The organism is Leisingera sp. NJS204, assembly GCF_004123675.1.
Taxonomy (GTDB): Bacteria; Pseudomonadota; Alphaproteobacteria; order Rhodobacterales; family Rhodobacteraceae; genus Leisingera.
In genome coordinates, this window is sequence record NZ_CP035419.1 from 65,984 (window position 1) to 79,841 (window position 13,858).

General features: G+C 63.4%; 13 protein-coding genes. 3 read left to right on the forward strand and 10 right to left on the reverse strand.

Annotated features, from left to right (window positions below; genetic code table 11):
• Window positions 1–40: 40 nt before the first annotated feature.
• The 3 genes from ETW24_RS21615 to ETW24_RS21625 form a co-directional block, all read right to left on the reverse strand.
• Entirely contained in the window at window positions 41–475 is a 435-nt protein-coding gene (locus ETW24_RS21615) for a GFA family protein (protein WP_129373161.1), read from the reverse strand.
• A 185-nt stretch (window positions 476–660) separates the two neighbouring features.
• Window positions 661–1,935, reverse strand: coding sequence for a Vi polysaccharide biosynthesis UDP-N-acetylglucosamine C-6 dehydrogenase TviB (gene tviB, locus ETW24_RS21620; RefSeq protein ID WP_129373162.1), 1,275 nt, complete (start codon window positions 1,933–1,935; stop codon window positions 661–663).
• A gap of 105 nt (window positions 1,936–2,040) precedes the next feature.
• A complete protein-coding gene (locus tag ETW24_RS21625; RefSeq protein WP_129373163.1) occupies window positions 2,041–2,724 on the reverse strand; it encodes a DnaA N-terminal domain-containing protein in 684 nt (227 codons plus the stop codon).
• Between the two features lie 554 nt (window positions 2,725–3,278).
• Between ETW24_RS21625 and ETW24_RS21630 the strand changes: the two genes are divergently transcribed.
• Together ETW24_RS21630 and ETW24_RS21635 are read left to right on the forward strand one after the other, a co-directional pair.
• The gene (locus tag ETW24_RS21630) at window positions 3,279–4,583 is read left to right on the forward strand and encodes an AAA family ATPase (protein WP_129373164.1); all 1,305 of its coding nucleotides are present in this window, start codon (window positions 3,279–3,281) and stop codon (window positions 4,581–4,583) included.
• A complete protein-coding gene (locus tag ETW24_RS21635; protein ID WP_129373165.1) occupies window positions 4,580–5,680 on the forward strand; it encodes a ParB/RepB/Spo0J family partition protein in 1,101 nt (366 codons plus the stop codon). Before ETW24_RS21630 ends, ETW24_RS21635 begins: the two co-directional genes overlap by 4 nt.
• Before the next feature lie 691 nt (window positions 5,681–6,371).
• Here the strand turns inward: ETW24_RS21635 and ETW24_RS21640 are convergent.
• Entirely contained in the window at window positions 6,372–7,412 is a 1,041-nt protein-coding gene (locus tag ETW24_RS21640; protein WP_129373166.1) for an OmpA family protein, read from the reverse strand.
• A gap of 186 nt (window positions 7,413–7,598) precedes the next feature.
• On the opposite strand from ETW24_RS21640, the gene ETW24_RS21645 reads away from it, so the two are divergent.
• Window positions 7,599–9,101 (forward strand): caspase domain-containing protein, encoded by a 1,503-nt coding sequence (locus ETW24_RS21645; protein WP_368075970.1) that lies wholly within the window; start codon window positions 7,599–7,601, stop codon window positions 9,099–9,101.
• A gap of 259 nt (window positions 9,102–9,360) precedes the next feature.
• Here ETW24_RS21645 and ETW24_RS21650 read toward each other — a convergent pair whose 3' ends face one another.
• The 6 genes from ETW24_RS21650 to ETW24_RS21675 form a co-directional block, all read right to left on the reverse strand.
• Window positions 9,361–10,914 carry a DUF4384 domain-containing protein gene (locus tag ETW24_RS21650; RefSeq protein ID WP_129373167.1) on the reverse strand — a complete coding sequence of 518 codons (1,554 nt, stop codon included), beginning with the start codon at window positions 10,912–10,914 and terminating at the stop codon, window positions 9,361–9,363.
• On the reverse strand, window positions 10,911–11,318 hold the full coding sequence (locus ETW24_RS21655; protein WP_129373168.1) for an ExbD/TolR family protein: 408 nt from the start codon (window positions 11,316–11,318) through the stop codon (window positions 10,911–10,913). The genes ETW24_RS21650 and ETW24_RS21655 overlap by 4 nt, the downstream gene beginning before the upstream one ends.
• A complete protein-coding gene (locus tag ETW24_RS21660) occupies window positions 11,315–11,725 on the reverse strand; it encodes an ExbD/TolR family protein (RefSeq protein WP_129373169.1) in 411 nt (136 codons plus the stop codon). Before ETW24_RS21660 ends, ETW24_RS21655 begins: the two co-directional genes overlap by 4 nt.
• A 16-nt stretch (window positions 11,726–11,741) precedes the next feature.
• Entirely contained in the window at window positions 11,742–12,359 is a 618-nt protein-coding gene (locus tag ETW24_RS21665) for a MotA/TolQ/ExbB proton channel family protein (protein WP_129373170.1), read from the reverse strand.
• A 3-nt stretch (window positions 12,360–12,362) separates the two neighbouring features.
• Window positions 12,363–12,782, reverse strand: coding sequence for a hypothetical protein (locus ETW24_RS21670; RefSeq protein WP_129373171.1), 420 nt, complete (start codon window positions 12,780–12,782; stop codon window positions 12,363–12,365).
• A gap of 61 nt (window positions 12,783–12,843) precedes the next feature.
• Window positions 12,844–13,689, reverse strand: a complete 846-nt coding sequence (locus tag ETW24_RS21675) for a hypothetical protein (RefSeq protein ID WP_129373172.1) — start codon at window positions 13,687–13,689, stop codon at window positions 12,844–12,846.
• Between the last annotated feature and the right edge of the window lie 169 nt (window positions 13,690–13,858).

The window sequence follows — 13,858 nt, forward strand, 5'->3', positions numbered from 1 at the left end:
CATTGGCGCGCACAGACCGCTGAGGGACGATACCTTTTCTTCAGACATCACCGTCAATGTACGGGTTCTGCGCCTCATATTCGTCGCGGGTGACCCGCTTGTGATCGCCCTCCAGCCGCACTGACGCCATTGCCCGGTCGGCATAGATCTCCGACCGCAGCGGCCAGCCGAGAGCTGCATCAAACAGTCCCGGCATCAGGTCATAGCCTTCATCTTCCTCATCCGTGTCCCGCATCCACAGATGTGACCCGCAGGTGCTGCAGAACGCCCGTTCGGCAAAGGCAGACGATTGATACCGGGTCACCGGCCCTTCAACCGAAACGGCCTCCGCATCTGCCTCAAAACATAAGAAAAGCCCACCAGTCCAGCGTTGGCACCTGCGGCAATGGCAGGCCCCGGAGCGCGGGTCATGCGCCCCATCGACACTGATTTTCACGGCGCCGCACAGGCAACGGCCTTCCAGAATATCGCTCATATCCAAACTCCCCACAGCCCGGAATCAAACCGCAGGCGCCGGGCAAGCAGCGGTCCGTCCGGGCGGGCCGCTGCTTTTGCTAGGTCATGCCCTGCAAGCGGTCAGGGGTATGCTGCAGGGATAAAGCGGCAAACGCAACGGCAGCGGCGGCCCTGCACAGGCCGCCGCTTGCTCTTGGCCCTTGATCAAAGCCGCAGATCCGCCTGATCCGGTGCCAGCACATATTTCAGGTCATAGACCAGCGCGCCGGCGGTCCCCAAGGCGCGGATCGCCCCGGCCCCCATCTCCCGGAACTCCGAATGCGCCACCGCCAGCACCACCCCGGCATAAGCCCCCTGCCCGATCTCCGGGACCAGCGAAATGCCGTATTCCGCCTGTGCCTCCTCCGGGTCCGCATGGGGATCATAAACATCGACTTTCGCCCCGTATTCCTCCAGGCTGCGCACCACGTCGATCACCCGCGTATTGCGAAGGTCCGGGCAGTTCTCCTTGAACGTCAGCCCCATCACCAGAACCCGCGCGCCCGAAACCGGCAGGCCGCGTTTCAGCATCGCCTTCACCATCTCACCGGCAACATAGGCGCCCATGCCGTCATTCAGCCGCCGGCCCGCCAGCAGGATCTCGGGATGATAGCCCAGCTGCTCGGCCTTATGGGTCAGGTAATAAGGGTCCACCCCGATGCAGTGGCCGCCCACCAGACCGGGGCGGAACGGCAGGAAATTCCATTTGGTTCCAGCCGCTTCCAGCACCGCCTGGGTATCAATCCCCATCTTGTTAAAGATCTTGGCCAGCTCATTCACCAGCGCAATGTTGATATCCCGCTGGCTGTTCTCAATCACCTTGGCGGCCTCAGCCACCCGGATGCTCGCGGCCTTATGGGTGCCGGCCGTCACCACCTCGCGGTACAACGCATCGACGCGTTCGGCCACCTCCGGCGTCGACCCGGAGGTCACTTTGACGATGTCCGCCAGCCGCCGCGCCTTGTCGCCGGGGTTGATCCGCTCGGGACTATAGCCGGTAAAGAAATCCTTGTTGAACACCAGCCCCGAGCGCGCTTCCAGAATGGGCACGCAATCTTCCTCGGTGGCGCCGGGATAGACGGTGGATTCATAGATCACCAGATCACCGGGTTTCAACACCCCGCCAACAATCGCCGATGCCGCCAGAAGCGGGCTCAGATCCGGGCGGTGGCTGGCATCCACCGGCGTCGGCACGGTGACGATATAGATGGAGCAACCGGCAATCTCCGCCGGATCCGCAGTGAAACTAAGGTGCTCCGCCATTGCCAGCTCCTGGCAGCCCAGCTCGCGGGTGCGGTCCTCGCCTTGGCGCAGCTCGGCAATGCGGCCCGGATCGATGTCAAAGCCAACGACTTTCCGGTGCTGCCCGAAGGCCGCCGCCAGCGGCAGCCCCACATAGCCAAGTCCAATGACACAGATCTTATCCTGCACGCCGCTCATCCGGGCTGCTCCTTGTTCTTGCGGGGCGTCTTAAGGCAAGCCCCCTGCCCGCCCACATAAGGCCGCGCCCCCAAGGGGTTCAACCGCAGCAGCGCAGATTTGGCCTCATGCCTCGACAACAATCGCCGAGACCCCGCCATCCACATCGCGGCACGCCGCCAGCAAGCGCGGCATCAGATGCGCCATCACATAGTTTGCGTGGAACCGGCTCGGCGCCTTTAGCATCAGCCGGCCGCCGGCGCGGCTGGCTTTCTCCAATCCCCGTATCCACGACGCATAATTCGCCGGGTCCTCTGCATGCAGCACCGCCTTGGCCAGGCTCCATTCGCTGCCGTCCGAGATATCCGGCGCAGGCGGAGCAGACCCAGGGCGCAGCGGCACCACATTCGGCGCCGGCTCATCATTGTTTTGCATCCGGTGTTCAAAATCCGGACCCACAGCCCCCCAGCGGTCCTGCGTATCCGCCAGCAGCCGCTCCAGATCGATCCCGTATTCGGTGACCCGCCCGCGCGCGCCCTGACGTTTCACCACCAGCCAGCCCCAGCCCCGCAGCTTGGCCATCTCGCGTTTTACCGTGCGTTCATCCACATCCCACAGCCGGGCAATCTCGCGCTGGCCCACTGCCAGCTCATCGCGCTGCCAGTTGTAGCGTGCGGTCATCAATGTCATGAAGCGCAGCACCAGCTTCTGCGCCCCCTTGCCCTGGCCAAGCGCATAGGCCCCCATCGCCGTGAGGATGTCATACTTCAATGCCGAGGCGTTGCGCCCCGCAGGCCGTTTGGCAAGCATTGCTGCCCCCGTTTCTCCCTCCCCTGCCCTTTTGGGCCGGGATATGCTGCCTCAAGTGTTCTCAGCGTCTTTTGCTAAGACTTGCGCCGGCCGGTTTAGCTCCGAACTCAACGCTATTCGTTTGTTGTACCTGATTTGCGTCCGGAAATCCGATTCTGTCAAGCGCCGGCGGGAATTGAATTCAGACCCAATCCCTTTTTTGATAGAAAAATTGGTATCAATGGTATGGGGGGACATCCAGTGTGTCCCCTAATACAGCAGAAATGTCCCCCAATCTGCTGTGTCCGGCTCCCGGGTGTCCCCCTAAATCTGGCGTGAGAACCCCAGAAAAACCCAATGAAACGAATCGTTTGGCTGCCAGTCTCCGAATCGGTTCCGCCCATATTTCACTGGGCCTTTTGCAGATGTGTCCCCGCGGGGACAGGACGCTATTCCAAACCATATTTGCTTTTGCGTTTTTTGCAAATTCGGCGTAAATGGATATTGAGGCTGAATTAGCGTCCGCAAGAAATGGACGCTGAAAAAACAACACCGTGTGAGGCTAAGGAGCAGCGATGTTTACGCACGAAGACCTGTCCAAAATGCAGGCCCAATCTCTCAAGATGCAAAGCTGGATCCGCCAGCAGACCTTCTCCCCCGAAATGGAAAAGACCCTGCGCCGGTTCTCCTCCTGGGAAGTGGCTGAGCTGATCTTCCGCGTCAACCAGTCGACCCTGCGGGGACGGCTGTCGGCGGACCCTTCCCTGCCCCAGGGCCATGTCGAGGAAGACGGCCGCCAGCGCTGGTATTCGCTGGAGGAGATCAATGAGCTGCGCCGCCGCATCAAGATCAACCGCAAATCCCTGTTGCCCAAACGCCCCGCGGGGAAACGGGCGCTGAGGGTGGCGATCTCAAACTTCAAGGGCGGTGCGGGCAAATCCACCGTGGCGCTGCATTTCGCCCATGCCGCGGCACTGGACGGCTACCGGGTGCTGTGCGTCGACTTCGACCCGCAGGCCACCCTGTCCCACTCCATGGGCCTTAGCGACGTCACCGAGGATTACACCGTCTGGGGCATCATGGCCCGCGATCTGGTGCGCGAGACCGAGCGGATGAACGCGGTCCCGCAGGGCGCCGAGTCCGGCAACGCCCTGCCCCGGCGCCAGCTGCCGGACGCGATCACCGGCATGGGGCTGCAGGACCTGCGGGTCAGCGACTTTGTCAAACCCACCAGCTGGCCGACCATCGACATCATCCCCTCCTGCGCCAATGCGGCCTTTGTCGAATTCGCCTCCGCCCAGTACCGCCACCTGAACCCGGAATGGTCGTTCTTCGCCGCGGTCTCCCGCTACCTCGATCAGCTGCCGGCCGAGGACTACGACCTGATGATCTTCGATTGCCCGCCCGCGATTGGCTACCAGTCGATGAATGCGGTCTTTGCCGCCGACATGCTCTATATCCCCTCCGGCCCCGGCTATTGGGAATATGACTCCACCACCTCTTTTGTCGGCCAGCTGTCCGAGGCGCTGGAGGATCTGTCGGCGTTTAACGGCGTTGTCCCCGCGGGGACATTTGCGTTGCCCAAGGTTTTCCAGGACGTCCGCTTCCTGCTTACCCGTTATGAGTCCGGTAACGATTTGCACCGTGCGATGCGTTCGGCATTTATGAAGGTGTTTGAGGGCAGAATGACCGAACACCCGATTGAGATGACCCGCGCAGTTGAACAATCGGGGCGGTTCCTAAGTTCCATCTATGAAATCGACTACCGGGATATGACTCGTGAAACCTGGCGGCGCGCGCGTGCGTCGTTTGATCAGGCCTATGATGAATTCAAGGCCCACGCGGTCGAAGCCTGGGAAAACCTGGAGGATGAGGCATGAGCAAACGCAGAGTCTTCGACATCGACTTCCCGTCTGAACCAGAGGTGTTCCCCGCGGGGACAGCCGCAAAAAAGCCGGACGAGAAACCGTCCGAAGCCCGCCGCGGACCGATGGCCACCGCGATCTCGGAGAACGCCGATGCGTTGCGCGCGCGGGCCGAGGCCGAACAGAATATCCGCGCCGAAAACGACCGGCTGGCACATGAATTTGTGCGGCTGAAGAAGCTGGGCCTGGTGGTCGACCGGATCCCGCTTGGCATGATCCGCATGGATAAACTGATCCGTGACCGCAAGGATGACCGCGATCCGGAACTGGATGAGCTGAAGGAATCGATCAAATCCGTTGGCCTGTCGAACCCGATCCGGGTCGAAGAACGCGGCGACGGCAAGTTTGAGCTGATCCAGGGTTACCGCCGGATGCGCGCCTATTTTTCGCTGCTGCAGGAAACCGGCGACGAAAGCTATGCCGCGATCCCTGCGGGTTTGGTGGCCAAGGGCGACAGTTTGCAGGCCCTCTACCGCCGGATGGTGGATGAAAACCTGGTGCGCCGCGACATTTCCTTTGCCGAGATGGCCCAGCTGGCGCTGCGCTATGCCGAGGATACCCAGACCGGGGCCGAGACCACCGAGGATGCGGTCAATGATCTTTATGCCTCGGCCGGGCGGCAAAAGCGGGTCTACATCCGCCATTTCGCCCAGGTGCTGAAGGCACTGGGCGAGGGGCTGAAATTCCCCCAGGCGATCCCGCGGGCGCTGGGGCTGGACCTGAAGAAACGGCTGGAGGCGGATGCGATGAACGCCCAGGTGCTGCGGGACACGCTGGCGCGGGTGCAGCCGCAAACCGAAGAGGGTGAGCTGGATGTGCTGCGCAGCTTTGCCGAGGGCAAGCGCAAGAATGCGCCCCGCGCCGCCGCGGCACCGCGCGCCGGTGTTGCCAAGACCACCCTGCGCTGCACTGTCCCCGCGGGGACAGTCCGTTGCCAGGCGCGCGACGGCAAGATCGAGATGGCGATGGAGCGCGACTTTTCCGAGATCGACCGGCACAAGCTGGAGGACGCAATCGCCGCGTTTTTCGAGGCCTTGGAACAGGAAGACTGACCATTGTCCCCGCAGGGACAGCTTTGGAAAACGGCAAAGGCCCGGCAGAAATGCCGGGCCTTTTTTGCGTCTGCTGCTGGCCTCCGGCGTTGTTTTCTGCGCTTGTCCCCGCGGGGACAGGTCAGACGGCATTGTGATATCCAAAGCGCTATTCAGTATCTAATCAGCATATTCGGGCCTGTTTTTCACCCTTGTCCCCGCGGGGACACTTGCGGAAAACCTGGTCCGGTCTGGATGGGCTGGAATTTACCTGCTGGGTTCTGCCGTGGCTTTTTGGGGAAATCCGGGCCTGTCCCCGCGGGGACAGAACTTGAAAACCACGTCATCTTATGTCCCGGACGGTGGCTTGCCCGCATGGCTTACCTCTGCGGTTTAGGTCTAAAACACCAGTGTCCCCGCGGGGACAGCGGTAAAAACGGGTGGTCATGCAGCTGGAATATTTGCCTGTCCCCGCGGGGACAAACCGGCTGGCCTGGCAAATGAAGGGTGGTCCGGGCGGGCCTGCGGGGCGCAACGCGCACCGTGACAGACCCAAAAAACCCATCTGTCCCCGCGGGGACAGATGAAGGCCTCAAGACAAAGAGAGCAGGATTTGCCCCAAAAAAGAGGCCCGGCGGGGGGCCGGGCCTTGGTGTTTGCCACTGCTGTCCCCGCGGGGATCAGGTGGGAATTTTTGCGGATCAGCAGCGCGTCAGTTCAAAACCTTGAACTCGATCCGCCGGTTCTTGGCCCGGTTCTGCGCCGTGTTGTTAGAAACCAGCGGCGTGGTCTCGCCATAGCCGACGGCCACCAGGCGCTCGGCCGGGATTTCCATCCGCTGCAGGTACTGGGCAACTGCCGCAGCCCGCTTCTCGCTCAGCTTCATGTTCCAGGCGGCTTTGCCCTGGCTGTCGGTATGGCCGCCGACTTCGACCACCATGCCGGGGCAGCGGCGGATGATGTCCGAGAGGCTCTCCAGAAAATCGCGGGAGTTGGCATCAAGCCGTGCGGTGGACGGGGCAAAGTTCACGCTGCGGCCTTGCGACAGAATTTCGAACCGGCCGGCGCAGGCCTCCCGGCTGAAATCGCCGCTGGCTTCCAGCGCGGTGGCGGCGCCCGCGGTGACTGTCCCCGCGGGGACAGGCGTGCTGCCGGGCGAGGTGCGGTCAAACATCAGGTCCATGCTGACCAGGCCAACGGGTGTGATGGTGACGCCTGCTGCTTCCTCAAGTTTTTCCCGGCCGGGGTTGAGGTTGAATGCCTCCAGCTTGAGAATGACAGGCTGCACGGTGGCAACAGATACGCGGTCGTTGCCCAGTGCTGTTACCGCTACCGGAACAGTCAGGTCCGCTTTGACCCCGTGCAGCGAGAGGGTGACCGGAAGGTCAATCCGCTTGCGCTGCGCGGCAGCAAGATCTGAGATCATGGCCGGGTCGATCCGGGCGGTGACCACGGCTTCGGGGTAGGTGAAGGTTTCAAAGAACAGAAACCGCATCCGCACGTTGCGAAGGTCAATGGAGGTATCCACGGAATCGAGCGCAATCTGGATTCTGGCGTCGCCCTGATCGGAAATACTGCCGGAAAATGCAGCAAAACGGCTGGATTCCGCAATGCTGCCCTTTTTGATCGATATAAAGCGGATGGCGGAGGATTCGGGATTGAGCTGCCAGCCGTGCTCAAACGGGCCGGCAGCCAGTGCCGGGCGGATGAGGAGGAATAAAACTGTTAAAATTGAAAGGGTTATACGGAACATGCGCGATCCATTTGGGTTGCCAGCGTGAAATCCCTGCCAGCGGGCAGGGGTGAAAGAGATGTGCCCAGACTAAAAGCACACTTGCTGCCGGGCGCAAGGGCACGATAGTTTCGTAACCAAATACCCTTAACAATTGGGAAGCTGCCCCGCAGGACAGAAACCGGGGGCGAGAATTGGAGCAGGCGCGTGCGTGGTTTGATGATTTGGGTCCGGCTGATGGTGCTGGCTGTTGCGGCGGCCTGCTGGGGTGCCACAGTTCTGGCAGAAGAGCGGCTGGCGCTGGTGATCGGCAACTCGGCCTATGGTTCGGTCTCGCCGCTGGACAATCCGGTGCGCGATGCCCGGCTGATTGCACAGACGCTGGAGGGGCTGGGATTTGATGTCACCCTGGCGGCGGATACCCGGCAAATTGAAATGAAGCGGGCCATCGGCCAGTTCGGGCGCAAGCTGCGCGGGGCAGGGGAAGACGCGACGGGCCTGTTCTACTATGCCGGCCACGGGGTGCAGAGCTTTGGCAGCAACTATCTGCTGCCAGTGGATGTAGCGCTGGCGGATGCGGCGGATCTGGACCTGATGGCGGTGGAGGCGCAGTCGGTCTTGCGGCAGATGGCCTCGGCCCGCAACCGCACCAATATCGTGATCCTGGATGCCTGCCGCAACAACCCGTTTGAGACGGTGGCGGATCTGAATGAAAGCGGCCTGGCGGAAATGAAGGCGCCGACCGGCACCTTTCTGGCCTATGCCACGGCACCGGGCGATGTGGCATTGGACGGGGCCGGGGAAAACAGCCCGTTCACCGAGGCGCTGGCGCGCGAGATCGTGGTGCCGGGCGCACCGGTGGAGCAAGTGTTCAAACAGGTGCGCCGGGCAGTGCTGGAGCAAAGCGGCGGCGGCCAGACGCCTTGGGACACGTCCTCGCTGGTCAGTGATTTTGTCTTTGCCGAAGCCGCGCCGGAAGCGGTGATGAGCGCGGCAGAAGTGCAGGAAGCGCAGATCTGGCGCTCGGTCAAGGCGTCGCGGGATGCGATGCAGATCATGCTGTATCTGCGGGGCTACGGCGACGGGAAGCATGCGGATGAGGCACGGGGGCTGCTGTCCGAGCTGATGGCGGAAGAACTGCAAGGCAGTGCTGCGGTTGCCGCAGCTCCGGCGGCGGCTTCGGCTCCGGCTGTTGCGGATGCTGAAACGGCGATGTTCGAGGCCGCACAGGGCGATGGCAGCAAGGCAGCATTTGAGGCCTATCTGATGGCCTATCCCGAAGGCCAGTTTGCCGAGATAGCAACGGTGGAACTGGCGGCGATGCGCGCCGGGGCAAGCCAGGATCCGGAGGCCGGCGGCGCGGCGGTTGCTGTGGCCCCAAAGACCGAACCTGCACCGGTGCCGCTGCCCGAAGCGGGGCCGGTCACCTATGCCAGTCCGCTGCATTCGGAAATGCCGCAGATTGCCGGGCTGACCCTGGCCGAGGCAGTGACCCGTTCCCCCGCATTTCCGCCCATTGAGGGCCTGCCGGAGAGTTATTGGAAAGGTCAGGCCTGCAGTTCCTGCCACCAATGGACGCGCGAGCGGCTTTGCACCCAAGGGAATACTTATCTTAGCCTCAACATGCAGCGTTCGCTGGGCAAGCAGCATCCCTTTGGCGGCGCGCTGAAACAGGCGCTGAAGAGCTGGGCGGCGGGCGGCTGCCAGTAACGGACCGAAGAACAGCTGGAGCAGGGCAGGGGAGGGCTCCCGCCTGCTCCGGTGCATTGAAAATGCACCTTTGCCGTTGGGCGTGGCGCTGTGCTGCGCACAGCGCGGGGGTCTGCTGAGAGGTGCCTAAGGGCAGGTTTGCCTTTAAGGCACCATCTCCAATGGTGTTTCCCTTTTTCCGCCTCAAGGGTGAACCGCGCCTGGGGCGCGGCTGCTCGCGCAGCCTTTGACCCGGAAGAAGGGAAGGGGCGGCACGCGGCTACGGGGCGTGGGTGGTGATCAAAAAATAGACCCATTCGCCCTTGAAATCCGCATGTTCAGCGCGGGCTGCTGCGACCTGGCTGCGAAGAAATTCCAGGTAGGGTTCCGCCGGTTCGCTAAGCGGGCGGGTCCCCTCATACAGCGGGTGGGAGGCGGCGAAGGCCACTGCGATTTCCTGGCCGTAGGGCGGGCCGACATTGATTTGCAGACCGGGATCTCCGGTCTCTTTGGCACCGACCCGCAGGGCGCTTTTGGGTATGGCCTTGGCCAGCGGCACCAGCTCGTTCGGGGACAGGTGCAGCACTGCGCCGCCGGCGTCGAAATAATCCACATAGACATAGGCCGGGTAGTCCGGCGCGGTGAGGTCGAAGAACAATCGCTCGCCGCCGGAGTAGTCGAGAACCCGGGCATGGGCGTCGGCGCCGACCAGCAGCGGATTGGTGATCTGGTCGGTGCTTTGCGGCAGCCCGACGTCTGAAATTCCAGCCAGTGCGCCGCATTGCGGGCGGGGCAGCAGACGCATCTGATCGGACACGGTGATATCGGCGCCCATCCGGGCCTGAAGCGCAGCCAGAACAGGCGAGCGCAGTCCGTCTTCGGGCAGGTGGCCGCGGACCTGGAGCGTGGCAGTTTCGGGCACAAAGGCGACTTGCAGCCGGGAGCAGGGCACGGCGGAGAGGATGCCGGCGACCCCGTCGCGCAGCGGATTGCCTTCAGCCACGGCATCGCCGGGCTGCATGAAGGATTGAAATGCCGCGAGGGAAGCCGGGTCGATGTCGCCGGTGCCGCCCTGAAAGGCCAGTGCCGCCTTGATGCGGGGCGCGTCGGGGGTGACGGCGGGGGTTTGCAGAGGGTTGAGCGCGGCGTCGGCCAGTGCTGCGCTTTCGGGCTGTGCTTGGGGGCTGGGCTGGCTGGCAGGAGCGGCCTGCGGCAAGGCGGCCAGATCCGGCTGCATTGATGCGGCGGCGGTCAGCGCAGGGGCTGCAAGTGACAGTGGTGTTGCAGGGTCCTGTGCAGCAGCCAGCAGCACGGGCGCGGGCATACTGGATGCCGCGGCTTGTGATTCTACCTGCGCAGGAAGAGCCTTTCCGGCTGCGGGTTCAACAGTTTTTGCTTGCTGGCGGGCCGGGCGGGCGACAGCCAGGCTTGCCGCCTGAGCCGGGGCGCCGGCAAGTTTTTGCCCGGTGTTTGATGCGGGATTTGCTGCAGGCGAGCGGGCCGCAGCTGGTGGCAGGCTGGCAGCTGCCGGAGCCGCAGAGGCAAGACGGTTCGCAGGCAGGGCCTGAGGTCTGGCGCTTGATTGCGGGACCGCGCCTGCGTCCAGGCCCTGGCTTTGTGCTTTACTTTCAGCCGCTTGCTGACCTTCCGCCACCTGCGGCACGGCTTCGGAACGCGGGATGCGGTGGGCCTGCAGGTTAAGGCTGCTTTCCGGGCTGGGCTGTTGCGGCAGGGGCTGCGGCACCAGCGAGATCAGCAGCGCGCCGGCGCCTGCCGCGTGGATCAGGGCAGAGGCCGCAAGCCCCAGCGCCCATATGGCCGGAGCGCGGCTCATCCGTCCGTTTCCGGGGTGACCACCAGCACCACGTCCTTGAACCCCAGCGCCTCGCCCTCGGCCACCAGCGGCAGCACCCGGCGCAGCTCGGCCGAGCGATGGGCGTTGATGCGCAGCCGCAGGTCCGGGTCGTCTGCCAGCAGGGCCGAGAGGGCAGGGGAGAGGGCGTTGCGGGCGATGGCATCGCCGTCCAGCGCCAGATCCCCGGTGGCGGAGATCGCCAGGGTAATGCCGCCCGCTGGCATGTCGCGGCCGGTGACGGCGGTGGCAGGGCGGACATCAAACGGGGCGGTGGCATCCATCCGGCCGATCAGCATGAAGAACACCAGCAGGAAAAACACCACGTCGATAAGCGCGATGATGGTTTCAGAATGGGGGCTGCGGGCAGGCCGGTTGAGCTTCATTGCGCCGCCTCCAGCCGCAGCACGCGCAGTCGGGTGACGCCAGCCAGAGCAGCTGTGTCCATCACCGTGATCAGCGCCTGGGTCCGGGCGGCGCCGGAGGGGAGAATCACCACTTGGGTAAGGGGTTCCTTGGCGACGGCGGCGGAGAGGGTGGCCTGTAGAGTTTCGGCGTCCAGCGCGGTGCCGCGCAGCACTGGCACGCCATCGGCGCCGAGGCGGATCATCAGGGTGCCGGCCGGGGCCTGAGTGCTGGCGGCAGAGCCTTGGGAGGGTTTCACCGCCGGGATCATGTCAAGGTTCAGATAGGTGGAGGTCACCATGAAGAACACCAGCAGGATCAGCATGACATCGATCATCGGCACCAGCGAAATCAGGGCGCGGGGGCGGGCAGGCCGGTTGATCATCATGGCAGCTTCCCCCGTGTCAGCGCGACCCGTCGATCAGCAGCAGGCGGCCGGCGGCGCTTTCGATGGCTTGCGCGGCGGTGTCGATGCGGGCGGCAAACAGCCCTGCGGCGACAGCGGCGGGGATGGCGACCAAGAGGCCCGCGGCGGTGGTCAGCAGCGCCTGCCAGATGCCGCCGGCCAGCACCGAGGCATTGGCGGCACCCTGCGCCAGTTCCAGCTCCTGAAAGGACTGGATCATGCCCAGGACGGTGCCCAGCAGCCCCAAAAGCGGCGAGACCATGGCGATGAGTTCCAGCAGGCGGATGAGGGAGTTCATCCGGCTCACTTCCTCATTGCCGCGGCGCTGCAGTTCATCTTGCAGAAGCGGGCCGCTCAGGCCTTCCTGCAGCGCTTGCATGGCATAGGCCATCACCCGGTCGGCGGGGGATTTTCCGGCGGCGATACTGTTCTGCGCCTGTTTGCGGTCGCCGTCTTTCCACAGGGTCAGGGCCTGTTCGCGGCCCGCCTGGCCGGAGCGTACTGGCCAAAGCTGGATCAGCTTCACCGCGATTACAGTCAATGACATCAGCGACATCAGCGCCAGCAGCGCAATCACCGGGCCGCCGGTGCCGAGGATTTCCCAGGTGCCGCTCATGGCTTATTTCACCAGCGGCGCGGCAGCGCGGGAGCCAAGTTCGAGGATCGGGAAACAGTCCATCTGGTCCTCGTTCTGGGGCTGGCAGGTGGTGATGTCATGCAGCAGGATTTCTGAGATGTTGCCGCAGTTGATTTCCGGAATCTCAAACAGTTTCAGGGTGGTGCGCTGGACGGGCAGGGGCGCGGCGTCGATCGACAGCAGCCGGTCGATCACCCCCTGGCCATCAAGGATGGCGAGCGACATCTCGAACCCTTCAAAGCTTTTTCCGGTCTGGTTGCGGAACAGAAAGAAAGCGCGGCAGCCGCCGCCGTCGATCTCCTCGGTCTTGTTCAACTCGACCCGCAAGGGGCCGGTTTCGGCAGCCGCCGCCAACGGCAGGGCAGCGAGGGCGAGGGCAGATAGCAGGCGTTTCAAAGGCATTACTGTCTCCGGGTTCCGGGTATCGTTGACCAGCCCGCGGCGCGCGGATTGGGGTGTTGGGTCAAACCAGCGCGGTCAGCGCCTTTTCGATCTTGTCCATGGCGTCGCGAGCGGAATCGAGGTCGCGGCGTTTCAGGTGGCGCGCTGCCACATGCAGGGCGCGGCCAAGGCGGTCGCGGACCTTGCCCGGCGCGCGGGCGACATTGGCCTGCAAGGATTGTGCGCGTTTGACCTGGGCGCCCAAGCTGCGCTGATCCATTTCGCGCTGGCCGCGTTTCATCGACTTGGCCTCATCCTCGCGGTCCTGGCCGATGCGGGCAACGGCGCGTTCGATCACCACCACCATCGTCTCGGCCTCCTGCAGGCGGCCGTCGTTGATCAGGCTGACGGACTTGGCGAGGGCGCGTTTGAGTTTCAGTTCCAGCGGGCCGGGGGCGAGGGAGATTCGGGGCTGGATGCGTTTCAGGCGGCGTTTCAGCGGCGCGATGGCGCTGGCGTCGATGCCGGAGGCGGAAATATCGGCGGCGTCTTCCTCTGTCACCTGGCCTTCCGGCGCTTCCGGTTTGAGGCTGTCCAGCAGGTTGCCGCCGTCGTCGTAGAACAGCACGTTGACCTTGGCCGGGTTGCGTTTGAGGAATTTCTTCAGCTCGGTGACCATCCGCTGCGGCGCGCTTTCGCAGATCACTTCCATCTCGCCGGAGCGCACCACATAGGTGCCCCAGGCCATCGGCGGGCCGCCGCCCTCCTTTTTCATCGGGGCCTTCAGGGCTTCCGGTTTCTTGCCTGGCTGGATCATTAGCAGCGGATCTTTGCCCTGGTCCAGGCAGAAGGCGAAACTCATCCGCTTCCTGGCTCCTTCGCGAACCATCGCTTTGACTTCCTTGCCGGAAATGCGCTCAATACTCATTATTCGTCCGCCGCAAAATGTTGTGAAACCATTTGACTTTAGGATGCCGATAAGGCTCTCTTGGGGTCAAGTTTTAGTTTGAGATTAGGGCAACCTTAACCACCGGACCTGAAAAAGGTGGGGGTTTGCTTGACGTTACGTCAATAAGGCCGCAAACCGGAAAAAAAGC